Below are 22,090 nucleotides of genomic sequence, written 5' to 3' on the forward strand. Positions count from 1 at the left end.
TCATCGTGCACCGCCGGGGGACGGGTCGGGGTCGCGGGGCGGGGCCAGGGCGCGACCTGCGACCACGCCGACGGCGGCGACGAGCCAGCCCGCGAGCACGTCGGCGACGTAGTGCTCGCCGGTGTAGACGAGGGTCAGCGCCATGGCGAGGGCGTACGCCGCCAGCAGCAGGCGCCCGAGCCGGGACACGGAGGACCAGAGGAACAGCGCCACGAGGAGCGCTGCCCCTGCGTGGAGCGAGGGCATCGCCGCGACGGGGTTGCTGCCGCTCTGGCCGAGCTCGGTCAGGCGGGCGACGACGTCGAGGTGGAGCCACTCCCACCCGAGGTCGGAGACGCGTCGGACGTCACCGATCGCCCCACGCTCGGCAGCGAGCCACGGCGGCGCGGCCGGGTAGGCGACGTAGCCCACGACGCCGACCAGCGTCATCGTCAGGACCGCCGCCACCCATTCACGGAAGCGGTCGCGCAGCCGGAACCACGCGACGGCGGTGAGCAGCGGGATGCTGACGAAGTGGGTGACGTAGACCAGCGCGGCCACCGCGTCGTACCAGTGCGGGGTGCCGTCCAGCAGCCGTGCCTGCAGCCAGACGGTCGGGACGCTCCCGAAGAGCGTCTCGTCGACCCGGGCCGGGCCGAGCACGTGGAGCGCGGCGCCGATCCGGTTGGTGGCGGCGCCCTCGCCGGTGCCCAGCGGTGCGGTGACCCACTGCGCCACCCAGTAGGCCACCAGGATGGTGCTCAACGGCGACCAGGCAATGAGGAGCTGGGCGATCGGCCCGTGGCGCGTCCCGCTGTCCCGGCTCTCGGCCGGGACGGTGGCGGTCCCGGCCCGCGGCCGGGCCTCGGTGCTCATCGCGGGGTCCTGCGTCGTTCGAGCCGCGCGAGCAGCGCCTGGGTGCGGAAGCGGTTGTAGCGCTGGATGAGGATGAACGGCAGGTTGACCAGCACGCCGTAGGCCACGAGCAGCGCCGCCGCCAGCGGCGGGTTCCAGACCAGGAAGAGCGGCGAGCACGCCATCGCCCACCAGTGGGTCAGCTCGGCCCGGCGGGTCTCGCGCACGAAGAGCCGCAGGCCCTCGACGTCGCGCGCCGGCAGCTCGCGCTTGCTGATGCCGCCGTCGAACAGGGCACCCGCCTCCGGCAGGCGGTCCTTCCAGCGGTGGATGCGCAGCGTGCGCCGGTAGAGGCGTCCGTCGTCCTCGAAGCGCCGCGCGCGCAGCAGCCGGCCGTCCCGCGCGAGCCGGCGGTCGCTGAGGCGGTGGGCGGCGTAGCCCGTGCCGGCGTGGAAGGCGCCCCAGGCGACGACGTCGACGGCGATGGTGGCCCACACGGGCATCACGTAGCGCAGCATCAGCCGACCTCCCGGGCCCGGGCGTCGTCGCGGAGGTCGACGGTCCGTCCGCGCCACCGCACCGAACGGCGTACGACGGTGAGGAGGGCGGAGCGCGCGAAGACGAGGTCGAAGGCCAGGAGCGGCACCGGGAAGAGAGCCCAGGTCCACCACCGGAACGTCCCCGCCCGGTGCAGCAGACGCCGCAGCTGCCAGGACGTGAGGAGCCAGCCGAGCACCCAGACGATCGCGCTCCCGGCCGCCAGGTCGCGACCCGCGATCGCGCCGGCGAGCGACAGCAGCACTCCGGCCGCGACCGCGTGGTGGACGGAGATCCAGAGCACGGTCGCCAGCGATGCGCGGGGGTCGGCCGCCGCGGCCCCGGAGGCGATGTTCTTGGTCCAGCCCGACACCAGCTGTCCGACGCCGCCGGGATAGCTCCGCATCGCGACGGCGGGGCCGCCGACCGCGCACGTCACCGGGAGGCCCGCGCGGTCGTAGGCCTGCGCGAGACGTACGTCGTCGAGGATCTCGCCGCGGACGACGGCGTGCCCGCCTGCCGCGGTGTGGTCGCGGCGCGAGGTGAGCAGGCACGGGCCGAACGCCATCGGCCGGCGCGGGGCGCGTCCCGTGAACGCGTCGCTCGACATCAGGGCGACGACGTTGAAGTAGGCCGAGAGCTGCTCGTGGCCCTCCGGCACGCGGTGGTGCGGCTGCACGGAGACCAGCCCGCCGTGCTGCTCGTGCAGCTCGAGGAGGCCGCCGAGGGCGTCCGGCGCGAGCACCGTGTCGGCGTCGAGGAAGAGCAGCAGGTCGCCGGTCGTCGCCTCGGCGCCGACGTGGCAGGCCCACGCCTTGCCGGTCCAGCCGGCCGGTGGGGATCCCGCGGCGAGCACCCGGGCACCGCCCTCCCGCGCCACGGCGGCAGTCCCGTCGCTGGAGCCGTCGTCGACGACGACGACCTCCGCGACCGGCACCACGGATGCGTGCAGGGCGGCCAGCAGCGCGGGCAGGGACTGCTCCTCGTCGCGGGCGGGGACCACCACGGAGACCCACGGACCGCGCGTGCGGCCCCGGCCCGGCGGGACGGTCCGCAGGTCGCGCAGCAGGAGCACCGGCACCGCGGCCGCCACCAGGACGAGGAGCAGCAGGGCGACGTCAGCCACGGATGTCCTTCCGGAGCCGGGTGAGCACCAGCGGCATCCCGCCCTCCGGGTGGACGGCCACCTGCGCCTGCGCACGGGGACGGCGCCAGCCCGGCGGGGTGCTGACCCGGTGCGCGGACAGCAGGCGGTCGAGGACCACCGCCATCTCGCCGATGGCGAACTCGCGACCGATGCACAGCCGCGGCCCGAGCCCGAACGGCAGGTAGCCCGAGCGGGCCGCGGCGGGGTCCAGGAACCTCTCGGGACGGAACGCGAGCGGGTCGGGCCAGAGGTCGGCACGACGGTGGACGACCCACGGGCTGATGATGGCCAAGGTGCCGGCCGGCACGTCGGTGCCGCCCAGCGCGTCGGGGCCGTAGGAGCGACGCGAGATCGCCCAGGCCGGAGGGTAGAGGCGCAGCGCCTCGTCGATCACCGCTCGCGTCCACGGGATCCGGTCGCGGTGGTCGAGCATCGAGACCGGCGCCGGCAGCGCGGCGAGCTCGGCGCGTGCCTGCTCCTGCGCCTCGGGGTGCTCGGCCAGCAGCATCAGCGTCCAGGTCAGCGCGGCGGCGACCGTCTCGTGCCCGGCGATGACCATCGTGACGAGCTCGTCGCGCACCTCGTGGTCGCTCATGCCGCTGTCGAGGAGCAGGCCCAGCAGGTCGTCGCCGTACGCCGCCCCGGACCCGGCCCGCCCGCGGACGCGGCGCTCGGCCACGAGCTGGGCCGTGATGGCGTCGAGGCGGCGGCGGGTCAGCCGCAGGCGGACGTTGGTCGGGGTGGGCGCCCACCGGGCGGTGGGCAGGACCGAGCGGCCGAGGCGGACCACCAGCTCGGCGGCGTTGCTGGTCGCGTCGAGCAGCTGCTGGGCGTGGCCGGACAGGTCGGTCGAGAACAGTGCCCGACCGACGGCGTCGAGCCCGACCCGGTGGGTCAGCGAGGCGACGTCGACGACCCGGTCGGCGCCTGGGGCGAGGTCGGCGAGGCCGCGGGTGAGGGCCGCGTCGGCTGCCGCCCGGACCTCGTCGCTGACGGCCTCGAGCCGCTGGTGGTGGAAGGCGGGTGCCGCGGCCCGGCGGTGCTCGATCCAGCTCGGCTCGGACGAGGCGAGCAGCCCCTGGCCGGTGACGCGCGCCAGGGCGCCGTACTGGACGGTCTTCTTGCCCCAGTTGCGCGCGTTGCCCTGCAGGACGTGCCGCACCTCGTCGGGGTCGTTGAGCAGGAGGGCCGGCGCGCCGGGCACCGGGAAGGACACGCGGTCGCCGTGCTGCGCGGTCACCTGCACGAGGAACGACAGCGGGTCGCGGCGCACGGACCGGAAGGCGCGCGCCATGTCGAACGGCGTCGGTCCGGGCACGCCGATGTCGGTCGGCTGCATCGACTGCAGACGGGAGGCGACGGTCATCGGGCGCCCTCCTCACGTGTGCGGCCCAGCCACGTCCACGCCACGCACGACGTGAGCACGAGGCCGAAGCCGAACAGCAGGTCCTCGACCGGGGCGTAGAGGATCCGCCAGTGGCCGAGCAGCACGACGCGCTCGTCGCCCAGGATGGTGGCGGGGTCGTACTGCACGATCGTGCGGCCGGTCAGCCAGCCGTTGGTGAGGAGCTGGAAGAACACGATGATCGCGTAGGCCGACCACCAGTCGCGGGTGCTCGTGATGCGCGTGCGCGCGATCCAGCGGTCGACCGCGATCGCGACGGGCACGCCGAGCACCGCGAGGAGCGTGTAGGTCATCGGGCCGCACCCCGCCGTCGGGCGACCTTGACCGCCTCGAACGTGAGCACCGAGACGACCGGGATCACCACGAAGAAGCCGATCTCCTCCAGCGGCAGCCCAGCCACCCGCGGTGGCAGGGTCTGGTCGGCGTCGAACCACCAGTGGTCGGCGTGGGTCGCGTAGAGGTCCCAGACGAGGAACGGCGTCCCGGCCAGGACCACGGTCAGCGCCAGCCGGCGCGGCTGGCGCAGCACCGACAGCCGGAAGGCCGGGACCAGCGGCAGCGTGCCGACCAGGCAGAACGCCAGCATGGCGACGTAGGCCCAGTGGGGAAGACTCATCCGGCGATCATCCGCTCACCGGCAGCACCGTGCGGTCCCCGCTCAGCCGCTTGAGCACGAGCTCGGCGCTGATCAGGCACATCGGCAGCCCGACCCCGGGCACCGTGCTCGCACCCGCGTAGAGCAGCCCGTCGACCTTGCTCGACGTGTTGCCGGGCCGGAGGAAGGCACTCTGGCGCAGGGTGTGCTCGAGGCCGAGGGCGCCGCCGCGCCACGCGTGGTAGCGGGTCGCGAAGTCCTCCGGGCCGAGGGTGTGCCGCACGCGGATCCGGTCGCGCAGGTCGGGGATGTCCGCCCAGCCGGAGATCTGGTCGATCGCGGCGTCAGTCGCCCGCTCGACCGCCTCGGAGCCCTGTCCGTCGTCACCACCGTGCCCGATGGAGACGTCCGCGGGGACCGGGACGAGGACGAACAGGTTCTCGCACCCCTCCGGCGCCACGCTCGGATCGGTCTCGGACGGCTTGCAGACGTAGACCGACGCCGGGTCGGGCACGCGCGCCTGGCTGCCGAAGATGTCGCCGAAGTTGGCGCCCCAGTCGGTGGTGAAGAACAGCGAGTGGTGCGGCAGCTGAGGCAGTCGGCCCTCGACGCCGAGCATCGCCAGGACAGCGCCGGGACCGGGGGAGCGGTCGCGCCAGGCGGGCTCGGGGTGGGTCTGCAGGCCGGGCTCCAGCAGCGCCGTCTCGAGGTGGTGCAGGTCGGCGGCGCCGACGACCGTGTCGGCGAGGAGCGTCCCGTGCTGCCCGCTGCGGGCGTACTCGATGCCTTGGACCTCGGCCCGCCCCCAGGCCCCGGGACGCGTGACGACGCGCGTCACCTCGGTGCCCGTGTGCAGGCGGGCGCCGTGCTTCTCGGCGAGCGCGGCGATGACCTCGATGAGGCGCGTGAAGCCGCCCATCGGGTAGAGCACCCGGTCGCCGAGGTCGAGGTGGCTCATCAGGTGGTACATGCTCGGCGCGCGGCTGGGGGAGGACCCCAGGAACACCGCGGGATAGCCCAGCACCTGCCGGATCCGCGGGTCGCTGAACCGGGCGGCGACGTGGTTCTGCAGCGACCGGGTCAGCAGCCGTCCCAGCGTCGGCGTGCGTCGTACGACGTCGGGGTGCAGGAAGGCGCCGGCGGAGTCGAAGTTGCTGTAGAGGAACCGGCGCAGCGCCATGTCGTAGGTCGAGCCGGCCGACTCGAGGTAGGCGTCGAAGCGAGGGCCGGAGCCGGGCTCGAGCGACTCGAAGAGCGCACGGTTGTGCGCCCGGTCGGGTCGTACGTCGACCGGGTCGGGGTCGGCCTCGAAGAACACCCGGTAGCTCGGGTCCAGCTCGACCAGGTCGAGCTCGGCCGCGGCGGAGGTGCCGAGGAGCTCGAAGAAGTGGTCGAAGACCTCGGGCATGAGGTACCACGAGGCGCCCGTGTCGAAGCGGAACCCGTCGCGCTCGACGCTGCCGACGCGGCCGCCGAGGTCGTCGTTCTTCTCGACCAGGTCGACGCTGTGGCCGCGGGAGGCTAGCAGCGCGGCCGTGGCGAGGCCGGCGATGCCGCCGCCGACCACGACGACCCGCCGGGTCTCGCCGGAGGGAGCCGGGGTGCGCGGGACGAGTCCCGCAGGCAGGAAGCTCCTCATGCGCGGCCTCCGTAGAACGCGCCGGCGGCGATGCGCAGCTTGACCGGGCCGGGCACGCGGACCCGGGCACGGCGGATCTCCGGGGCAGGTGTGGCGTGCAGCCGGTCGGCGAGCTCGGCGAACGTGGCGTGCGCAGCGGAGACCGCACGGCGGCTGCTCGCGGGCAGGTCGGGGACCACGGCCGCCGCGGCGGCCAGGTCGGCGTCGATGTCGTCGAGGATCCGGTTGCGGTCGGCGTCGCAGAACCGCTCGAGGTCGAGCCCCGGGAAGTAGCCCCGGTGCAGGACGTCGTGGTCCTCGGCGAGGTCGCGCAGGAAGTTCAGCTTCTGGAACGCCGCACCGAGCCGCCGCGCGCCCGGCGCCAGCGCGTCGTAGGCGGCGCCGCGGTCGGGCGGGCCGTCGGGCGCGGCGAGGAAGGCGCGCAGGCACATCAGCCCGACCACCTCGGCCGAGCCGTAGATGTAGCGCTCGAAGCTCTCCTGGGTGTGCTCGCGGGTGTCGAGGTCCATCCGCATCGAGGCGAAGAAGGGCGCGACGAGCTCGTCCTCGATGCCCACGGCCATGGCCGTGCGGGCGAAGGCGTGCACGACGAGGTTGCCGCTGTATCCCGTGTCCAGGGCGTGGCGCACGTCCTGGTGCAGCCAGGTGAGCATGCGCTCGCGGGGCCCGGCGGCGAGCTCGGGGTCGGGGTTGTCGACGATCTCGTCGGCCACCCGGACGAGGGCGTAGACGTTGCGCACCTGGGTGCGCACCGGCTCGGCCAGCAGCCGCGACGCGAGGCCGAAGGAGCTGGAGTACTCCCGGATGACGAGGGCGGAGCTGCCCTCGGAGACGGTGTCGTAGAGGTCGCGCGGGGCGGACCGCCGGACGAAGAGGTTCATGCCGCGACCTCCTCGCCCGCAGGGACCGCCGCCGGTGGAGCGAGCACGGCGTCGAGGAAGCCCGGCACCAGGCCGACCTCCTCGAGGACGGCCCGGGCCGCGGCCAGGTGCTGCTCGGCGAGGTCCTCGACGAAGGCGCGCGAGCCGCAGCTCGTCAGCAGCCGGCGGACCTCCTCCAGCTCCTCCTCGTCGAGCTCGCGTCCGACGTGGTCCGCGATCCGGACCCACTCCTCCGTCGACCCGGCGTGCACGAGCAGCGGCGTCTGCTTGCCCGTGCGCAGGTCGTTGGTCGTGCTCTTGCCCGAGTGGCGGGGGTCGCCGAAGACGCCGATCACGTCGTCGGCCAGCTGGAAGGCGACGCCGAGCGCGCGGCCGGCCTCGCCGAGGCGGTCGATGGTCGCGGCGTCCGCACCGGCGAGGACCGCGCCGGCCTGGAGCGGGAGCGCGAAGGAGTAGGCGCTGGTCTTCTGCTCCTCCATCAGGAGGCTCGCGTCGAGGGTCGCGGGGACCGCGTCGAGCGAGAGGCGTACGTCGGCGAGCTCGCCCGCCGCCGTGGTGTGCAGCGCGGCGTCGAACAGGTCGAGCAGCCGGTCCACGACCGGTCGTGGGGCGCCGGAGGTGGCGACCGCACGGATGGTGGCTGCCAGGGCGAGGTCGCCGGCCAGGATCGCCGCGGTCCGGCCGTAGCCGGCCGCCGGCTCCGCTGCCACGCCGAGGGCGAGGGCCGCGTCGCGGAAGGTGCCGCTGACGTTGGGTCGCCCGCGTCGCACGTGGTCACCGTCGATGACGTCGTCGTGGATGACGAACGCCGTGTGCAGGAGCTCGACCGCGGCGCCCACCTCGGCAGCGGCCTCGTCCAGCGTCCCGCCGAGCGCCCGGTGCGTGGCGACCAGCAGGGCGGGCCGGAACCGCTTGCCGCCCTCGGTGGCGCTGACCAGCGACTCCCAGAGCCGCGCGTGCTCGGGGTCGGTGGCGGCCGCGCGCGCCCGGCCGGACTCCAGCAGCCGGGCGAGAGCCTCGTCGGTCGAGAATGAGGTCATCCGGTCCTCCCCGTTCCTCGTCATGCGGGACAATCTATGCAAGACTTCCAACTAAATCTAGGCAGAGCGAGGAGATTTCACGATGCAGCCAGCGCCCTCCCCGTTGAGCATCGGCGACCTGGCCGCCCGCACTGGGGTACCCATTGCCACCATCCGTAGCTGGGAATCGCGCTACGGGTTTCCGTCGCCGTCCCGCGCGGGGGGTGGTCACCGGAGGTACGCCGAGGGCGACGTCGCCGCTGTCGAGGAGGTGCTGGCCCACCGTCGGGCCGGGCTCTCGCTCGAGGCCGCGGTCCGTCGCGCGACCACGGCGCCGGCCAGCCCGCGCTCGGTGTTCGCCGAGGTGCGCCGCCACCACCCGGAGCTGATGCCGCAGGTCCTCTCCAAGGCCACCCTCGCCGCCCTGAGCCACGCGATCGAGGACGAGTGCTGTGCGCGCGCCGCCGTGCCCCTGCTCTTCGGCGGCTTCCAGCGCGAGCAGTTCCTCCGCCACTCCCAGGCCCGCTGGGCCGAGCTGGCCCGGACCGCCCGTGCCGCGGTCGCCTTCGCCCACTCCGCCTCACCGGCGCCCATCGCCCCCGGTGTGCTCACCGAGGTGCGGCTGCCCGACGACGCCTTCCTCAACAGGGAGTGGTTCGTCGTCTGCGACGCCGCCGACCTCCCGGCGTTCCTCGCCGCCGTGGAGCTGCCCCGCGAACGACCCGTCCCGGACGGTCGGCGCGCCTTCGAGGCGCTCTGGTCGGTCGACCCGCAGGTGGTGCGCACGGCCAGCCGTGCGGCCGCGGCGATCGCCGACGACTACCGGCCCGACTGGCGCCCGCCGGGCGGTCCCCTGCCGGAGGCCGACGACCCCGCACCCGCGTCCAACGACCTTGCCCGCGCCTCTGCACTCTTCGACCGGATGCTCGGCTACGTCGAGGCCTCGCGCACCTGATCGGCCGTCAGGACCGGGAGACCGCCCTCGCCCGGCGGGCTCCACCTCCGGGGCACGATGGGTCGGGCGCGCACGATCGCTCGGGCATCTGGCCGTACGGCGCCCCGTCGGCCGGGTCTCGGGGTAGTCCACCGGGCAGTGGCTGTCCGGTGGCCGTCTCTACGACCACACCCCGGTGGACTACCCGCCGGTGTCTCTCGGTACGGCGTCGGTCGAGGCACCCATGCGGGACTGCCCTAGCGTGAGGGCATGAAGGCGTTGGTCCTGGAGAACATCCATCAGTCGGCTGTGTCGGTGCTCGAGTCCCGCGGCTACGAGGTGGACCTGCGCTCGGGCGCGATGAGCGAGTCCGAGCTCCTGCACGCGCTCGAGGACGTGACCCTGCTGGGGATCCGGTCCAACACGACCGTGAGCAGGCGGGTCCTGGAGGAGGCGGCCCCCCGCCTGGAGGCGATCGGGTGCTTCTGCATCGGCACCAACCAGGTGGACCTGGCCGCCGCCGCCGAGCGGGGTGTCGGTGTCTTCAACGCGCCGTACTCCAACACGCGGAGCGTGGTCGAGCTCGTGATCGGCGAGATCATCGCGCTGGCCCGGCGGCTCCCCGAGAAGATCCAGCGGATGCACGACGGCGTGTGGGACAAGTCGGCGCGGGGCAGTCACGAGGTGCGGGGCCGGACCCTCGGGATCGTGGGCTACGGCAACATCGGCACCCAGCTCTCCAACGTGGCCGAGGCGCTGGGGATGCGCGTCGTCTTCTACGACAAGGCCGATCGCCCGGCGCACGGCAACGCGCGGCGGATGACCTCGCTCGCAGAGCTGCTCGAGGTCGCCGACGTGGTCAGCCTCCACGTCGACGGCCGGCCGGGGAACGCGGGTCTCTTCGGCGCCGAGGAGTTCGCGGCCATGAAGCCGCGAGCCCTCTTCATCAACGCGTCGCGGGGCATGGTCGTCGACTACGACTCGCTCCGCAGCCACGTCCTGTCCGGACACATCGCGGGCGCTGCGGTCGACGTGTTCCCCGTCGAGCCGAAGGTCCAGGGCGAGGAGTTCGAGTCCGTGCTGCGCGGGCTCGACAACGTGATCCTGACCCCCCACGTCGGCGGGTCGACGCAGGAGGCACAGGAGGAGATCGGCTGGTTCGTGGCCGAGAAGCTCGCCGGGTTCGCCCGCGAGGGGAGCACGGCGCTGTCGGTCAACCTCCCGCAGGTCCTCCCGCCCCCGCTGCCGACGGGCCACAGACTGGGCTTCCTCCACCACAACGTGCCGGGGGTGCTCGCCGACCTCAACGCGGTGTTCGCCAGCGCGGGCGACAACGTGATCGGCCAGCACCTGTCGACCCGCGACCACCTCGGGTACGTCATCACCGACGCGTCCGAACCGCTCTCGGACCAGGCCATCGAGGACCTCCGGCGCTCCGAGCACTGCCTGTGGGTGCGGACCTGGTGAACCTGCGGCGGCCGGGAAGCGGCCGGTCCAGCGCGCGGAAGATTTCGAGAGCGGTAGGCCTCCAGGGGCTCGAACCCTGAACCAACGGATTAAAAGTCCGCTGCTCTACCCATTGAGCTAGAGGCCCGGGACATGGGGACCTTCATCGGATCAGTCCTCTGCAGAACCCATGGCCTGCCCGCAGTATCCCAGAGGCGACGAGCGGTGACGGCGGCTGCTCCCGGCGGGACCATCGTCCGCAGAGGTCACCCCTATTGGGGATTTCGTCATTCAGGGGGTCGCGGGTGCCTCTGCGGTGGGAAGGTTCTCGGGGCATTCTCGGAGGGGGAAAACCATGCCGGCTTCGCGTTCCAACCGACTTCTCTGCGCGCTCGCGGCGACGCTCGCCCTGGTGGCGGCCACGCTCGCCGGGCCGGGCGGCTCGGCCTCGGCCGAACCGGCGCCCGGTGTGGGCCAGCGCGGGCAGCACGCCGTCGACGGCAAGCCCGGGCCGTGCGCCAGGCCCGGGACCGGGAAGCACAAGCGCGCCTGCCGGCTCGAGGTGAAGGCGCCGAGCAGTGCCGCCACGCCGAGCGTCGTCCTGAGCGGCCGCGCCCCGAGGCGCAGCACCATCGCGGTCTCCGGCGGCGCCGCCCCGGTCACCACTGAGGCGGGCCCCAAGCGTCGGTTCAGCGTCACCGTGCCGCTGGTGCCCGGAACGCGCAACCGCCTCATCGTCGCCGCCAGCCTCACCTCCGGCAAGCGTGTCACCACGATCCGGCGCCGCGTCTCGGTCGTGCAGACCGCCGCCACCGGCAGCGCGCAGGTGAGCGGCGTGGTCGTCGACGCGACCGGGGCCGCCGTGCCCGGCGCCACGGTGCGCTACGGCGACCGCACGACCACCGCCGCCGCCGACGGCAGCTGGTCGCTCGCCGGCGTCCCGGCGGGCGGGGTCACCGTCCGGGCCAGCGCGCCCGGCCACCTGACCGCGACGGCGACGGCCTCCGCCCAGGGCTGGGCGGTCCCGATCCTCAAGGAGCTGGCCCACCCGGTCCGGATCAGCAAGCGCGGCAAGACCCTGCGCGGTCCCGGCTACAAGGTCATCGTCCCGCGCGGCGCCCTGCGCCGCGCGACCCGCGTCAGCATCACCCCCCTCACCAAGGCCACGCCCCTCGACGGCAGCACCTTCCCGATCGTCGACATCTCGCCCAGTGGGCTGCGCTTCCGCAAGCCGGTCAAGGTGGTCTTCGCCCGGGACCTCACCCAGGCCGCTCAGAGCCGCCCGGTCGTCCTGGGCGTCAACCCGGACACCGGCCGGGTGACCGCCCTGCCGACCAAGGTGGTCAAGGGCTCGATCGTCACCTGGGTGAGCGACGTCGACGGGGCGGAGCTGGTCCTGCCCCAGGCGGCCCTGGCGCCCGACGAGAACGACCCTGGGGCTGCAAGCCCTATCCCTCGGCCAAGCTGGCGATCTCGGTCCGCTGGTCCCTGCGCCTGACGCTGATCCCGTTCCTGCACGCCCGGATCGGTGCTGACTCCTCCACGCAGTGGGGCTTCTACCTCGCCGGCGGACCCGCGACCCCGGGCTTCAAGCTCGGCTACACGGCATCGGGGCTCGAGGAGTTCAAGAACGCTCCGATGACCGCCACGGCGCTCGACAGGGTCCGCAACCGGCTGGACGCAGAGATGACCTCCGGGACCGTTCCGGCCCTCCAGGACCCGGCCAGCCCCGCCGCCAAGGAGCTGATGGCCTTCGGGGGAGGCGCCGACGTCGGCGTCGGGCAGAAGCTGGACATCAACTACGACGCCGCCTTCACCGTGCCCGGCAACACGGTCGGCGGGGTCGGGCAGGCGTCCAGCGCCCTGGGCAGCCGCCCCGATCGCCGCGACATCACCGGACGCGTCGAGTTCCGCCCGGAGGCGGACGGCAACGGCGTGCTGACCAAGGTCGAGGCGGTGCTCCCCAAGCCGCACCTCGAGGTCAACGACAGCATCGACCTGTGCCCCGGCGACCTGGGCGGTGGTCCGGAGGTGCTGGCGACCATCCCGCTCAGCCGGCTCGAGGTGACGCCCGACCCCGACCAGGGCGGCACGATGACGACGCCGGTCTTCAACCGCGCCGAGGTCGACCTCGACAAGGAGATCCGGCTCGACGTCACCGACCGCTACGAGACCAACGACCGTGACGGTGACGGGATCCCGGACCGGCAGCCGTGGTCAGGCGCCTCGTACGCGCTCGACAACTGCCCGGCCGACCCCAACCCGGACCAGGCCGACGAGGACGGTGACGGCGTCGGTGACGCCTGCGACGAGGAGGAGCCGCCGCCACCGGACGAGCCGGCCGACTCGGGCTCCTTCGGCGACCCGCACCTGGTCACGTTCGACGGGGTCTCCTACGACTTCAACGCCGCCGGCGACTACGTCGCCGCACGCAGTGACGACGGCACCTTCGAGATCCAGTTCCGCTTCTTCCGCCGTACCGAGGGCGGCACGATCTCGCAGAACCACTCGATCTCCTACAACCGTGGCGCCGCCATGCGGGTCGGTGGCTCGGTGCTCGCCTTCGGTGACGACGCCAACACGGACCTGCACGCGCCTCTCGCGGCCACCCTGGACGGGGAGCCCCTCGCGGTGACCACCACGCCGACGCAGCTTCCGGGCGGTGCCACCGTGCGGCTCGACCCTTCGGGCGACGGCGACATCGGCGGCACCTTCCGGGTGGTGACCTGGCCCGACGGCACCACGGTCCGGGTCGGCCCGCAGGCGGCCTACGCCTACATGCTGGTCACGCTGAGCAGCGAGCGCCGCGGCACGGTCTCCGGCCTGCTCGGCGACGCCGACGGCGCCGCGGTGGGTGACCTCGCCACCGCCGCCGGCGTCGCGCTCACCGACCCGGACGACCCCGACCAGCTCTACGGCGACTTCGCGCCGAGCTGGCGGGCCCAGGGCGCGCAGTCCCTCTTCGAGACGCCGCTGCCGGCGGCCGTCGTCGACCCGGCGCGCCCGGCCGCCGTGCTCACCCTGGCCGACCTCTCCGACGCCGAGCGGGCCGCCGCGGAGCAGATCTGTCGCGACAACGGCGTGGTCGCCGGCTCCGGGCTGGAGCAGTGCATCCTCGACGTCGCGATCAGCGGCGACGCGGCCTTCGCGCAGAACACTGCGGGGATCGCCGACCTGGTCGCGGGCACGGTCTCGTCGGGCTCGCTCACCACCCAGGTCGAGACCAGCTCCACGGCGACGGTGCCGGCCGAGGTGGTCGGCAGCCTCGACACCGCCGGCGCGGTGGACGTGGTCTCGCTGCAGCTGGGCGCGGGTTCGGGTCTCCGGGTCGATGCGACTGCCTGCCCCGAGCCGAGCACCTTCGACGTCACGCTCCTCGACCCGGACGGTCGCGTCGTGACCAGCAACGGTGGCAGCGACTGCGGAACGCTGGCGGCGCAGATCGCTCGCGCCGGCACCTACCAGCTGCGGATCCACGACACCGGCGGCTTCACCGGCGCCTACCGCCTGACGCTGAGCGCGGCCGGTCTCGGCAGCACCTGCCAGGCCAACCAGGTGGGCCCGAACGACGACGACTCATCACCGGAGATCACGCTGCCGTTCAGCCCGCGGTTCGGCGGGCAGGCGCGCAGCTCGCTGTGGGTCAACACCAACGGCAACGTGACCTTCGAGGGCCCGCGCTCGACCTACACGCCGTACGCGCTGGCCGATCTCGGCGAGCCGATGGTGGCGGCCTGGTGGTCGGACGTCTACACGGCCGTGCCCGGCACCGGAGAGGTGCGCTACGGACTGGGCTCGGTCGGCGGGCGACAGGCGTTCTGCGTCGACTGGGACGAGGTCGCCTACTACGGCGGCGAGGACGACACGACCAGGCGGAACTCCTTCCAGCTCTACCTGGTGGACCGCGGGGACGTGAGGTCCGGTGCCTTCGACATCGTGCTCGTCTACGAGAAGCTTCGCTGGGAGACCGGTGTGGCGTCCGGGGGCACGGGCGGGCTCGGCGGGTCCAGCGCCGCGGTCGGCTACACCGACGGGACCACCGCGGGCACCTTCGAGGTGCCGGGCTCTCGTACCCCCGGTGCGCTACTCGACGGTGGTGCGCAGAGCCTCACCGCGGGCTCGACCGGGAGCACCCAGCCCGGGACGCACGTCTTCGAGGTGCGGGAGTAGCGATCCCTCGAGCGAGGGATCGGCCCCCGTGGACCGTGGTCCACGGGGGCCGACATCGCGTCAGGTGGTCAGGTCACCACTTGTGCATGGTGCCGTGCTCGATGTTGTAGTACATCCCGATGTGCGTGTAGAAGTTCATCGCGCCGAAGAGCAGGAACACCGTGCCGCCGATGACCCAGGCCCACACGGCCCAGCGCAGCAGCTGCGGGCGGTCGGTCCACAGGGCGATCGCGAAGAGCAGCGCACCGACGGCGACGACGCCCCACAGGCCGCCGAGGAACAGCGCCTCGAGGATCGGCAGGTGGCCGAAGCGGCCGCTGATCGGCTCCTCCGGCGGCGCGGCGCCGAGCTGGAAGCGCACGAACGCGACGGCCAGCACGGCCATGCCGAGGCCGAGCGCCCCGACGAAGATGCCGACCGGCTTGAAGGCCGCCAGCGTGGCGGCGTTGGCCTCCTCGACCGCACCGGCGTACAGGCTGCGGTGCCGCCACAGGTAGACCGCCGCGAAGAGCAGCAGTGCGCCGAAGCCCGCGGCGGGCTGGCCGAAGGCGATGTTGGCGTACTCGAAGCCGTTGCCGCCGAACGGCCAGGTGACCGTCGTGTGGATGCCCAGGGCGAGGAGCAGGACGCCGGTCACGGCGAAGAAGCCGGCCCATCCCTCGCTGTCGATGCGCCTGGACCTGATCAGCTGCGCCAGGAATGCGGCGAAGCCGAGAAGTCCGGCGCCCGCCGTCAGTGCCACCAGCTCGTTGTAGACGACCATGACGTCCACGCTCCTCTCGCGCCTGTTCCTCGGCGCCTTGTCTGTGATGACGGGCATAACGCTACGTTTGGCGTATCGATTCCCGCGGCGCGGTGAGGTGCGCCACTTGAGCTCCCGCCTAATTCCGATACGATAGGCGTATCGGAACAAGTCGGAAGGAGTGGATGAGATGCCCAGCGCCGAGGTGATGATGTTCCTGGCGGCGACCCTGCTGGCCGGAGGACTGACGATGGGTGGCGTCACCCTCGTCTTCTTCCTCGACCAGTGGCGCGCGGACGCCCCGCCACGGAGCGCCGACGCTGAGCGGGAAGCGAGTCCGTTCGACAGGGCGGCGTGATGGCCGTGCACGCGCTGATGGTCCTCGCGGCCTTCACCCTGGCGGCGATCGTGACCTACGCCGTCGTGCTGGCGGTGCTGACCGCGGCGTCGTCCGCCTCGGAGGAGCCGTGGCTCGACGCTCACGCGGATGCGGACGACGACGACCCTGAGGTCGGCTCCGAGCGCCGTACGACGCCGGTGTCATGCTGACCACCCGCCCCGACGACCCTGACGGAGACCGCGTGCCCCCTGCCGACACACCGCCCGTGCGGCCCCGGCCGGGGCGCCCGCGCGAGGCCTCGCTCGACCAGCGACTCCACGCCGCCGTGCTGGAGCTGCTGCGCACCCGTGGTCCCGCTGCGGTCACCATCGACGCCGTGACGTCCGCGTCGGGCGTGGCGAAGACGTCGATCTACCGCCGCTACGCCAACCGCGCCGAGCTGCTCACCGCCGTCCTGTCCGCTGCCATCGGCAGCCCCGACGTGCCGGTCGAGGGGGACGTGCGGGGGAAGATCCGTGCCGCCCTCGACCAGGTGTGGCACCAGATGGGCCACGTCCTGGGGCCCGGTGGGCTGGCCGCCATCGTCGGCAACACCGACCCGGAGTTCACCGACCTGTTCCGCGCTGCCCTGCGCCCCTACGTCGAGGCCCTGGTCGGCCGGATCCGCGACGACGTGGCGGGCGGGCTGCTGCGCCCGGACCTCGACGCCGAGGGCGTGGTGAGCCTGATGGTCGGCGCCTACCTCGGCGAGCTCGTCCGGCACGGCGGGGTCGCACCCGACTGGCTGGACCGGTCGCTCGAGATGTTGTGGGTCCTCATGGCGCGTCCCGCTCGTGGGGCGTAGGACGAGTCGAGCCGCGCCGCTACGGCGGGCCCTCATCTGGGCGATGCCGCAGGAGCGGCAGTGGGGGAGACTCGGCACCAGGACGCGTCTCGCATCGATCGATGACCTGCGCGCCGTAGGAGGCAGGTGGATCTCGTGCGGGTCCTGTTCTCCTCGACGTCCGGCTACGGGCACGTCCTGCCGATGGTCCCGCTCGCCCGTGCGTTCGTCGCGGCCGGGCACACCGTCCTGTGGGCGACTGGGGCGGACGCGACGCGCCTCGTCGCCGACCGGGGGCTGGAGGCGGTGCCTGCCGGTCTGGCGGGCCCGGACCTCCTGGCGGGGAGGAAGCGGGTGCATGCCCTGGCCGCGGACGTCGCACCCGTCGAGCGGGCGGCGTTCGTGTTCCCACGGCTGTTCGGCGAGCTGTTGACCGCACCGATGGCCGCGGACCTGTTGCCGCTGGCGCGCGAGTGGCGCCCGGACCTCCTGGTCCACGAGCACGGCGAGCTCGCCTCTCCTGTGGTCGGGGCCGTGCTCGGGGTGCCGAGCGTCACCCACGCGTTCGGCGGCGCGATCCCGCGCGAGATCGTCGACTCGGCCGGGTGGGCGGTGGCGTCGGTCTGGGCCGAGCACGGGCTCGACCCCCCGCCGTACGCCGGTTGCTTCACCACGCTCTACCTCGACATCTGCCCGCGGTCGGTGCAGTCGGTCGACATGGGCCACATCGGTGCCGTGCACCAGCTGCGACCCGTCGAGCAGGTCTCGCACGCGGCCCCGGACGAAGAGCCGCCGCTGGTCTACCTGACCCTCGGCACGGTGCAGAACCGCGCGCCGATCCTGCCGACGATCGTGGCCGCGCTCGGCGGCCTCCCGGTCCGGGTGCTCGTCGCCGTCGGTCCCGACGGTGATCCCGCCGCGCTGGACCCGCTGCCCGGCAACGTGCGGGTGGAGAGGTGGGTCGACCAGGCGGCGGTGCTGGAGCGGTGCGCAGTCGTGGTGTCGCACGCCGGCTCCGGCACGTTCCTGGGGGCCTTGGCGGCGGGTCGTCCGCAGCTGTGCCTGCCGCTCGCTGCCGACCAGTTCCGCAACGCCTCCGGGGGTGAGTCGAGCGGCGCGGCACTGGTGCTCGTCCCCGGGCAGGTCAGCGCCCAGTCGGTCGTCGACGCCGTGACCCGCCTGCTCGTCGACGACACGTTTGCCGGGGCGGCGCGGGTGGTGTCCGGCGAGATCGCGGCGATGCCGTCTCCGGCCGAGGTGGTCGACGTGCTCGTGGGAGAGGGCGGCTTGCGCTGAGCGCCCGCAGGACCGATGCGGCGGCATAGCGTGTACCCGTGAGCCACAGCGACCCCGCCCGCACCCTGGTCGAGATCTGCCTCGAGGACGTCGGGGGAGCGGCCGTCGCCGCCGGGGGTGGCGCCGACGCGCTGGAGGTGTGCGCCGGGCTCGCCGACGGCGGTACGACGCCGACGCTGGGCTTCGTGCGCCACTGTGCCGAGGAGGCCGCGGGCCTGGAGATCCGGGTGCTGGTGCGCGCCCGCGCCGGCGACTTCGTCCACTCCGTGCAGGAGCTCGACGTGATGGCGGCCGACATCGAGGCGACGCGCTCGGCGGTCCCGGCCGGCACGCGGCTCGGGTTCGTGATCGGCACGCTCCAGCCCGACGGCGACGTCGACGCCGGTGCCGTACGCCGCCTGGTGGCCGCGTGCGGCGGCTCGCCGGTCACCTTCCACAAGGCCTTCGACTCCGTGCCCGACAAGCGGTCGGCGCTGCCGCTCCTGCGCGACCTCGGGATCAGCCGGGTGCTCACCTCGGGCGGCAGCGGGCCGGCCGTCGACCACCTGCCAGCCCTCGCGGACCTGGTGCGGCGCGGGGGAGACGACGTACGGATCGCGGTCGGCGGCGGGGTCCGGCCCGGCAACGTCGCCCGGATCGTCGACGAGACCGGCGCCCGCGAGGTGCACCTCCGTGCGCCCGGCAGCGTCACCTCGGCGGGCGTGTCCGCGGGCTACGACGACGGGAGTCGCAGTGTCACCAGCGCGGCCGTCGTCGCGGAGGTCATGGCCGCCCTCCGCCGCTGAGTCACCCAGTCGTGTCGCCGGGGAACAGCGCCGCGCCAGCCAACGGGTCCACCCCGGAGACGTCGTCGAGGGGGAACATCGGCCGGCGCACCCGCCGGTGCCCGAGCCGCGCCAGGTCCTGGTCGACCCCGCCGGGAGTGAGCGCCAGCATCCAGTCGGCGGCCATGTCGAACAGCTCGGGCTCGAGGTAGCCGATCTTCACGACCACGATGTCGGCGCGGCGTGGGTCCAGCCCGAGCCGGGTGAAGTCCGACTCGAGGTGGTAGGGCCGGCGCCGCCGGGTCACGACCACGTCGACGTGGGGCGTGCGGACCACGACCTCGAGGTTGTCCTCGCCCGGCACCACGGCCACCACGCGACCGCTGAGCTCCACGGGCGGCGCGGGGCGGTCGTCGACGCGGGCGCCGACCCTCAGGCGTACATCCGCACCGACCCCGGCCTCCTGCGCCGCCAACGCCCCGGCAGCGTCCGGGACCGACGCATAGATCGCGCGCTTGCCGCTGGCCGCCAGCGCCGGGCTCGCCAGCAGCTCGGCCAGCGTCCACGTCACGTCACCGGCCCCACCGGCGGTCGGGTTGTCGCCGGAGTCGGAGACGAAGTACGGCGCCGCCGGCGACTCCACGGCTGCCGCGAGCACCTCCTCGAACGACCCGGTCGGCGCCACGAAGCCGAACTCCTCGCGCCGCGCCCACAGCTCGCCCGCCAGCGCGGCGGCCTCGGTCCTGGCCAGCTCCGCGTCGTCGCCGACGACCATGACCACGGCGCAGTTGCGGGGCTCGTCGGCCCACGGGTAGCCGATCCAGATGCCCGCGTCGAGGATGCCGTCGAGCGCCTCGATCTCGGGCACCCGGGCGTACAGGCTCGTCGCCGGCTCCTGCCGGGTGCTGGTCATCTCGCCGGGCAGCAGGATCGGCACCGGCACCCAGGCCTTGGCCGGCCGTCGGCGCCCCCGGGGGAGGGCGAGCCGGTCGAGCAGGTTGCGGGCCGCCCGCTCCTTGGTCTCCTGCCAGTCCACGTGCGGCGCCGTGCGGTAGGTCGTCAGCAGGTCGACCGTCGCGGCGAGGGTGTGCGAGACGTTGCCGTGGAGGTCCATGCCGCTGCTGATCAGGCAGTCGGCGCCGACGACGGCCCGCACGGCCAGTGCGAGGTCGCCCTCCATGTCGTCGAGCCCGACGACGCTGGCCGCCCCGTGGATGTCGAGGACGAGCCCGTCGAGCGGCGCCTCGGACGTGGCCGCGACCAGCCCGGCGAGGATCTCGGCCTTCAGTGCCGCGTAGTCCTCGGCCGGGATCGCGCCGCCGGCGATGTTGCGTGCCTGCAGGACGCCGATCCACTCCGCGCGGTCGGTCAGCGACCCGCCCTCGCGCCAGAAGTCCCACGCGTCGAGCACCTCCCGGCCGCGGCGCGGAGACAGCATCGCGGCCGTGGTGAGGGCGGGGGAGAACGTCGAGGCCTCCAGGCTGATGCCGCAGACGGCGACGCGCGGACGGGCGGGGTCGGTCACCCGACCGATGGTGTCAGGACGGGCGTACGCCGGCCCTGCCGGGGCGCGTGGCAGGAGAGCGGAGCAGCCCCCTCGGCGAGCCCGTTGGCCGACTGTTCATCACCGCGTCCAACTCCACCGGTGACGTGGCGCGAAATGTTGGTAGGGTTTGTCGTGCAACAGGTGCAAGTTCCAGCAGGTCGACGCCCGCGGAGTTTGTGATCCAACGGCGTTTGTTCTTCGGGCCCTGCCAGCTCGTGAGTCGCAAGCGGCGTGTCACCGCATCTGGTGCGGGTCGCCGAGGTGGCGGCTCACGCCCCGACAAAGGAGTAACGAGCGACATGGCTCAGGGCACCGTTAAGTGGTTCAACGCCGAGAAGGGTTTCGGCTTCATCGCGCAGGAGGACGGCGGCGACGACGTCTTCGTGCACTACTCGGCCATCCAGAGCCAGGGCTACAAGTCCCTGGACGAGAACCAGAAGGTCGAGTTCGACGTCACCCAGGGCCCGAAGGGCCCCCAGGCGGAGAACGTTCGTCCGGTCTGATCGTCGGACGCTGGACTGAGGTCCAGTTCTGATCACTGCTCCGGCCTCTCCCCTCTATTGGGGAGGGGCCGGAGTAGATTTAGCGGGAGACTAGTGACACGAAAGGGTCATTGGCCGGGCAGCACCTGTCGTGGACACTGGACCTGGCGACGTACATTTGAACGCGGGAGCACGGCCTGCAGAGCGAGGGAGGGTGACGATGCACGACCAGTTCGACGTGACCCTCGAGGACGGCGACCTGCTCGGCGAGGTGGAGCTCACGACCACGCTGATCATCGCCGCGAGCGAGTCCGAGGAGCACCTCTCCCAGGACGAGATCGACCGGCTGCTCGGCGTCACGCCGCGCAAGCCCTCCGAGGACTGACCCGGCTCACGCGCCTCAGCAGGTCGCGAACAGCACCGGCCCGCTCGTCAGGTCCGACAGCACGTACTCGCCGTCCGCGGGCCGCAGCTCGAGCGTGATCTCGCGCCCGTCCGAGCCGGCGTCCTTCACCGAGAAGCGGTCGCTGAAGTCGCCACCCTGACCGGGTGCCGGCCCGGCAGCGAGCCGGGCCCGCGCGTCGGCGTCGCCGGGAGCGTCGTCGGCGTCCTCCACCTGGAGCACCGCGCGGACGTCGCCGCCGGGCTCCAGCCCCATCGCGAAGCCGGTGAGCGGGTGTACGCCGCCCGCTGCCGCGACCAGCTGGTCGGCCTCGGCCTGCGCGTCGTCGTCGGCCTGAGACATCGCCAGCTCCTCGCACGCGTGGTCGCCCGTGTAGACCGCCGCGGCGAGCGGGGCGTCCAGGGCGCCGGCCACGTCGGCCAGGTCGTCGGCGCCGTCGGCATCGCCGCGGACCACGTCGAGGACCTTCTCGAGGAAGGGCGCCTGGTCGGAGGCGAGCACGAGGCCCTGGTCGCCCAGCAGCGCGAAGTGCTGGAGCTCGGGGGTCAGCGTCGCCCCCACCCCGGAGAGGACATCCGGTCCGCCGACCCACACGCCGTCGGCCTCCTCCGGCTCGTCCCAGCCGAGGTCCCGCAGCCGGTCCGCGAGGTCGCCCGTGTCGATGTCGTCACCGACGCCCATCACCTCGACGGCGCCGGCGTCGGACTGCGCCAGCAGCTCCCAGTCGAGCGTCGCGGGGGAGAGGCCCAGCTCCTGCTGCATCACACCGGCGGACGTGCTGAGCGCCGACATCGAGGACAGGTCGCGTGCGAACGCGTCGGCGAGGAAGGCGTCGACCGCGGCGGGGTCGGAGTCGGCGTCGACGTCGGCATCGAGCTCGGCGCGGACGCGCGCCCAGTCGGTCCACGTGGCCCTGCTGGTGGCGGCCGGGACGAGGTCGAGCGCCCGCTGGAGCGGCGTACCCCGGTCGCCCAGGCGGAAGGCGACGAGCCCCGCGACGAGCACCACGAGCACGCCCACGAGGGCGAGGACGGCACGGCGTGGCACGGTCGGGCTCCTCGTGGATCGGGAATGGGTGTGACACTAC

General features: G+C 73.3%; 23 protein-coding genes and 1 tRNA gene. 11 read left to right on the top strand and 13 right to left on the bottom strand.

Features of this window, described 5'->3' with window-relative positions; translation table 11 throughout:
- From ASC64_RS02240 to ASC64_RS02280, 9 genes are read right to left on the bottom strand one after another with little or no spacing between them, the layout of a single operon-like run.
- Positions 1 to 855, bottom strand: a complete 855-nt coding sequence (locus ASC64_RS02240; RefSeq protein WP_056905870.1) for a phosphatase PAP2 family protein — start codon at positions 853 to 855, stop codon at positions 1 to 3.
- A complete protein-coding gene (locus ASC64_RS02245) occupies positions 852 to 1,352 on the bottom strand; it encodes a hypothetical protein (protein WP_056905871.1) in 501 nt (166 codons plus the stop codon). The genes ASC64_RS02240 and ASC64_RS02245 overlap by 4 nt, the downstream gene beginning before the upstream one ends.
- The gene (locus ASC64_RS02250) at positions 1,352 to 2,497 is read right to left on the bottom strand and encodes a glycosyltransferase (protein ID WP_056905872.1); all 1,146 of its coding nucleotides are present in this window, start codon (positions 2,495 to 2,497) and stop codon (positions 1,352 to 1,354) included. Before ASC64_RS02250 ends, ASC64_RS02245 begins: the two co-directional genes overlap by 1 nt.
- On the bottom strand, positions 2,490 to 3,884 hold the full coding sequence (locus ASC64_RS02255) for a cytochrome P450 (protein ID WP_056905873.1): 1,395 nt from the start codon (positions 3,882 to 3,884) through the stop codon (positions 2,490 to 2,492). The genes ASC64_RS02250 and ASC64_RS02255 overlap by 8 nt, the downstream gene beginning before the upstream one ends.
- A complete protein-coding gene (locus ASC64_RS02260) occupies positions 3,881 to 4,216 on the bottom strand; it encodes a lycopene cyclase domain-containing protein (protein ID WP_056905874.1) in 336 nt (111 codons plus the stop codon). The genes ASC64_RS02255 and ASC64_RS02260 overlap by 4 nt, the downstream gene beginning before the upstream one ends.
- On the bottom strand, positions 4,213 to 4,539 hold the full coding sequence (locus ASC64_RS02265) for a lycopene cyclase domain-containing protein (protein ID WP_056905875.1): 327 nt from the start codon (positions 4,537 to 4,539) through the stop codon (positions 4,213 to 4,215). The genes ASC64_RS02260 and ASC64_RS02265 overlap by 4 nt, the downstream gene beginning before the upstream one ends.
- Positions 4,540 to 4,546: 7 nt before the next feature.
- Positions 4,547 to 6,157 carry a phytoene desaturase family protein gene (crtI, locus tag ASC64_RS02270; protein WP_056905876.1) on the bottom strand — a complete coding sequence of 537 codons (1,611 nt, stop codon included), beginning with the start codon at positions 6,155 to 6,157 and terminating at the stop codon, positions 4,547 to 4,549.
- On the bottom strand, positions 6,154 to 7,038 hold the full coding sequence (locus ASC64_RS02275) for a phytoene/squalene synthase family protein (protein ID WP_056905877.1): 885 nt from the start codon (positions 7,036 to 7,038) through the stop codon (positions 6,154 to 6,156). The genes crtI and ASC64_RS02275 overlap by 4 nt, the downstream gene beginning before the upstream one ends.
- Positions 7,035 to 8,102, bottom strand: coding sequence for a polyprenyl synthetase family protein (locus ASC64_RS02280; protein WP_082550118.1), 1,068 nt, complete (start codon positions 8,100 to 8,102; stop codon positions 7,035 to 7,037). Before ASC64_RS02280 ends, ASC64_RS02275 begins: the two co-directional genes overlap by 4 nt.
- 58 nt (positions 8,103 to 8,160) lie before the next feature.
- Between ASC64_RS02280 and ASC64_RS02285 the strand changes: the two genes are divergently transcribed.
- Together ASC64_RS02285 and serA are read left to right on the top strand one after the other, a co-directional pair.
- Positions 8,161 to 9,012 carry a DICT sensory domain-containing protein gene (locus ASC64_RS02285; RefSeq protein WP_082550119.1) on the top strand — a complete coding sequence of 284 codons (852 nt, stop codon included), beginning with the start codon at positions 8,161 to 8,163 and terminating at the stop codon, positions 9,010 to 9,012.
- A gap of 249 nt (positions 9,013 to 9,261) precedes the next feature.
- Entirely contained in the window at positions 9,262 to 10,458 is a 1,197-nt protein-coding gene (gene serA, locus ASC64_RS02290) for a phosphoglycerate dehydrogenase (RefSeq protein ID WP_056905880.1), read from the top strand.
- Positions 10,459 to 10,512: 54 nt separating this feature from the next.
- Here the strand turns inward: serA and ASC64_RS02295 are convergent.
- Positions 10,513 to 10,585: transfer RNA gene (locus tag ASC64_RS02295), tRNA-Lys, on the bottom strand.
- A 207-nt stretch (positions 10,586 to 10,792) separates the two neighbouring features.
- Here ASC64_RS02295 and ASC64_RS02300 point away from each other — a divergent pair.
- Positions 10,793 to 11,935 carry a carboxypeptidase regulatory-like domain-containing protein gene (locus ASC64_RS02300; protein ID WP_156384963.1) on the top strand — a complete coding sequence of 381 codons (1,143 nt, stop codon included), beginning with the start codon at positions 10,793 to 10,795 and terminating at the stop codon, positions 11,933 to 11,935.
- 140 nt (positions 11,936 to 12,075) lie between these two features.
- The gene (locus tag ASC64_RS02305) at positions 12,076 to 14,607 is read left to right on the top strand and encodes a nidogen-like domain-containing protein (RefSeq protein ID WP_056905882.1); all 2,532 of its coding nucleotides are present in this window, start codon (positions 12,076 to 12,078) and stop codon (positions 14,605 to 14,607) included.
- A gap of 73 nt (positions 14,608 to 14,680) precedes the next feature.
- Here ASC64_RS02305 and ASC64_RS02310 read toward each other — a convergent pair whose 3' ends face one another.
- The gene (locus ASC64_RS02310) at positions 14,681 to 15,370 is read right to left on the bottom strand and encodes a DUF981 domain-containing protein (protein ID WP_056906260.1); all 690 of its coding nucleotides are present in this window, start codon (positions 15,368 to 15,370) and stop codon (positions 14,681 to 14,683) included.
- Between the two features lie 169 nt (positions 15,371 to 15,539).
- On the opposite strand from ASC64_RS02310, the gene ASC64_RS21885 reads away from it, so the two are divergent.
- The 5 genes from ASC64_RS21885 to ASC64_RS02330 all read left to right on the top strand — a co-directional run bounded on the left by ASC64_RS21885 (position 15,540) and on the right by ASC64_RS02330 (position 18,593).
- Positions 15,540 to 15,707 (top strand): hypothetical protein, encoded by a 168-nt coding sequence (locus tag ASC64_RS21885; protein ID WP_156384964.1) that lies wholly within the window; start codon positions 15,540 to 15,542, stop codon positions 15,705 to 15,707.
- On the top strand, positions 15,707 to 15,898 hold the full coding sequence (locus ASC64_RS02315) for a hypothetical protein (RefSeq protein WP_056905883.1): 192 nt from the start codon (positions 15,707 to 15,709) through the stop codon (positions 15,896 to 15,898). Before ASC64_RS21885 ends, ASC64_RS02315 begins: the two co-directional genes overlap by 1 nt.
- Positions 15,892 to 16,533, top strand: a complete 642-nt coding sequence (locus ASC64_RS02320) for a TetR/AcrR family transcriptional regulator (protein ID WP_056905884.1) — start codon at positions 15,892 to 15,894, stop codon at positions 16,531 to 16,533. Before ASC64_RS02315 ends, ASC64_RS02320 begins: the two co-directional genes overlap by 7 nt.
- A gap of 126 nt (positions 16,534 to 16,659) precedes the next feature.
- Positions 16,660 to 17,808, top strand: coding sequence for a glycosyltransferase (locus tag ASC64_RS02325; RefSeq protein ID WP_156384965.1), 1,149 nt, complete (start codon positions 16,660 to 16,662; stop codon positions 17,806 to 17,808).
- A gap of 38 nt (positions 17,809 to 17,846) precedes the next feature.
- Complete coding sequence (locus ASC64_RS02330) at positions 17,847 to 18,593, top strand: copper homeostasis protein CutC (RefSeq protein ID WP_056905886.1); 747 nt, start codon at positions 17,847 to 17,849, stop codon at positions 18,591 to 18,593.
- A gap of 1 nt (position 18,594) precedes the next feature.
- Here ASC64_RS02330 and ASC64_RS02335 read toward each other — a convergent pair whose 3' ends face one another.
- Positions 18,595 to 20,097 carry a M81 family metallopeptidase gene (locus ASC64_RS02335; protein ID WP_235563484.1) on the bottom strand — a complete coding sequence of 501 codons (1,503 nt, stop codon included), beginning with the start codon at positions 20,095 to 20,097 and terminating at the stop codon, positions 18,595 to 18,597.
- 320 nt (positions 20,098 to 20,417) lie between these two features.
- Here ASC64_RS02335 and ASC64_RS02340 point away from each other — a divergent pair, with 320 nt between their 5' ends.
- Together ASC64_RS02340 and ASC64_RS22460 are read left to right on the top strand one after the other, a co-directional pair.
- The gene (locus tag ASC64_RS02340) at positions 20,418 to 20,621 is read left to right on the top strand and encodes a cold-shock protein (RefSeq protein ID WP_056905888.1); all 204 of its coding nucleotides are present in this window, start codon (positions 20,418 to 20,420) and stop codon (positions 20,619 to 20,621) included.
- Between the two features lie 199 nt (positions 20,622 to 20,820).
- Positions 20,821 to 20,985 (top strand): hypothetical protein, encoded by a 165-nt coding sequence (locus ASC64_RS22460; RefSeq protein ID WP_200937437.1) that lies wholly within the window; start codon positions 20,821 to 20,823, stop codon positions 20,983 to 20,985.
- A 15-nt stretch (positions 20,986 to 21,000) separates the two neighbouring features.
- On the opposite strand, the gene ASC64_RS02345 is transcribed toward ASC64_RS22460, so the two are convergent.
- Entirely contained in the window at positions 21,001 to 22,050 is a 1,050-nt protein-coding gene (locus ASC64_RS02345; RefSeq protein WP_056905889.1) for a hypothetical protein, read from the bottom strand.
- Positions 22,051 to 22,090 lie beyond the last annotated feature (40 nt).

This window comes from Nocardioides sp. Root122 (genome assembly GCF_001425025.1).
Taxonomy (GTDB): Bacteria; Actinomycetota; Actinomycetes; order Propionibacteriales; family Nocardioidaceae; genus Nocardioides.

What these genes read in the sequence shown, in the direction of transcription:
- ASC64_RS02240 (WP_056905870.1), bottom strand. Translation starts at nt 855, where the DNA reads ATGAGCACCGAGGCCCGGCCGCGGGCCGGGACCGCCACCGTCCCGGCC.
- ASC64_RS02245 (WP_056905871.1), bottom strand. Translation starts at nt 1,352, where the DNA reads ATGCTGCGCTACGTGATGCCCGTGTGGGCCACCATCGCCGTCGACGTC.
- ASC64_RS02255 (WP_056905873.1), bottom strand. Translation starts at nt 3,884, where the DNA reads ATGACCGTCGCCTCCCGTCTGCAGTCGATGCAGCCGACCGACATCGGC.
- ASC64_RS02260 (WP_056905874.1), bottom strand. Translation starts at nt 4,216, where the DNA reads ATGACCTACACGCTCCTCGCGGTGCTCGGCGTGCCCGTCGCGATCGCG.
- ASC64_RS02265 (WP_056905875.1), bottom strand. Translation starts at nt 4,539, where the DNA reads ATGAGTCTTCCCCACTGGGCCTACGTCGCCATGCTGGCGTTCTGCCTG.
- crtI (WP_056905876.1), bottom strand. Translation starts at nt 6,157, where the DNA reads ATGAGGAGCTTCCTGCCTGCGGGACTCGTCCCGCGCACCCCGGCTCCC.
- ASC64_RS02275 (WP_056905877.1), bottom strand. Translation starts at nt 7,038, where the DNA reads ATGAACCTCTTCGTCCGGCGGTCCGCCCCGCGCGACCTCTACGACACC.
- ASC64_RS02280 (WP_082550118.1), bottom strand. Translation starts at nt 8,102, where the DNA reads ATGACGAGGAACGGGGAGGACCGGATGACCTCATTCTCGACCGACGAG.
- ASC64_RS02285 (WP_082550119.1), top strand. Translation starts at nt 8,161, where the DNA reads ATGCAGCCAGCGCCCTCCCCGTTGAGCATCGGCGACCTGGCCGCCCGC.
- serA (WP_056905880.1), top strand. Translation starts at nt 9,262, where the DNA reads ATGAAGGCGTTGGTCCTGGAGAACATCCATCAGTCGGCTGTGTCGGTG.
- ASC64_RS02300 (WP_156384963.1), top strand. Translation starts at nt 10,793, where the DNA reads ATGCCGGCTTCGCGTTCCAACCGACTTCTCTGCGCGCTCGCGGCGACG.
- ASC64_RS02305 (WP_056905882.1), top strand. Translation starts at nt 12,076, where the DNA reads ATGACCGCCACGGCGCTCGACAGGGTCCGCAACCGGCTGGACGCAGAG.
- ASC64_RS02310 (WP_056906260.1), bottom strand. Translation starts at nt 15,370, where the DNA reads ATGGTCGTCTACAACGAGCTGGTGGCACTGACGGCGGGCGCCGGACTT.
- ASC64_RS21885 (WP_156384964.1), top strand. Translation starts at nt 15,540, where the DNA reads ATGCCCAGCGCCGAGGTGATGATGTTCCTGGCGGCGACCCTGCTGGCC.
- ASC64_RS02315 (WP_056905883.1), top strand. Translation starts at nt 15,707, where the DNA reads ATGGCCGTGCACGCGCTGATGGTCCTCGCGGCCTTCACCCTGGCGGCG.
- ASC64_RS02320 (WP_056905884.1), top strand. Translation starts at nt 15,892, where the DNA reads ATGCTGACCACCCGCCCCGACGACCCTGACGGAGACCGCGTGCCCCCT.
- ASC64_RS02340 (WP_056905888.1), top strand. Translation starts at nt 20,418, where the DNA reads ATGGCTCAGGGCACCGTTAAGTGGTTCAACGCCGAGAAGGGTTTCGGC.
- ASC64_RS22460 (WP_200937437.1), top strand. Translation starts at nt 20,821, where the DNA reads ATGCACGACCAGTTCGACGTGACCCTCGAGGACGGCGACCTGCTCGGC.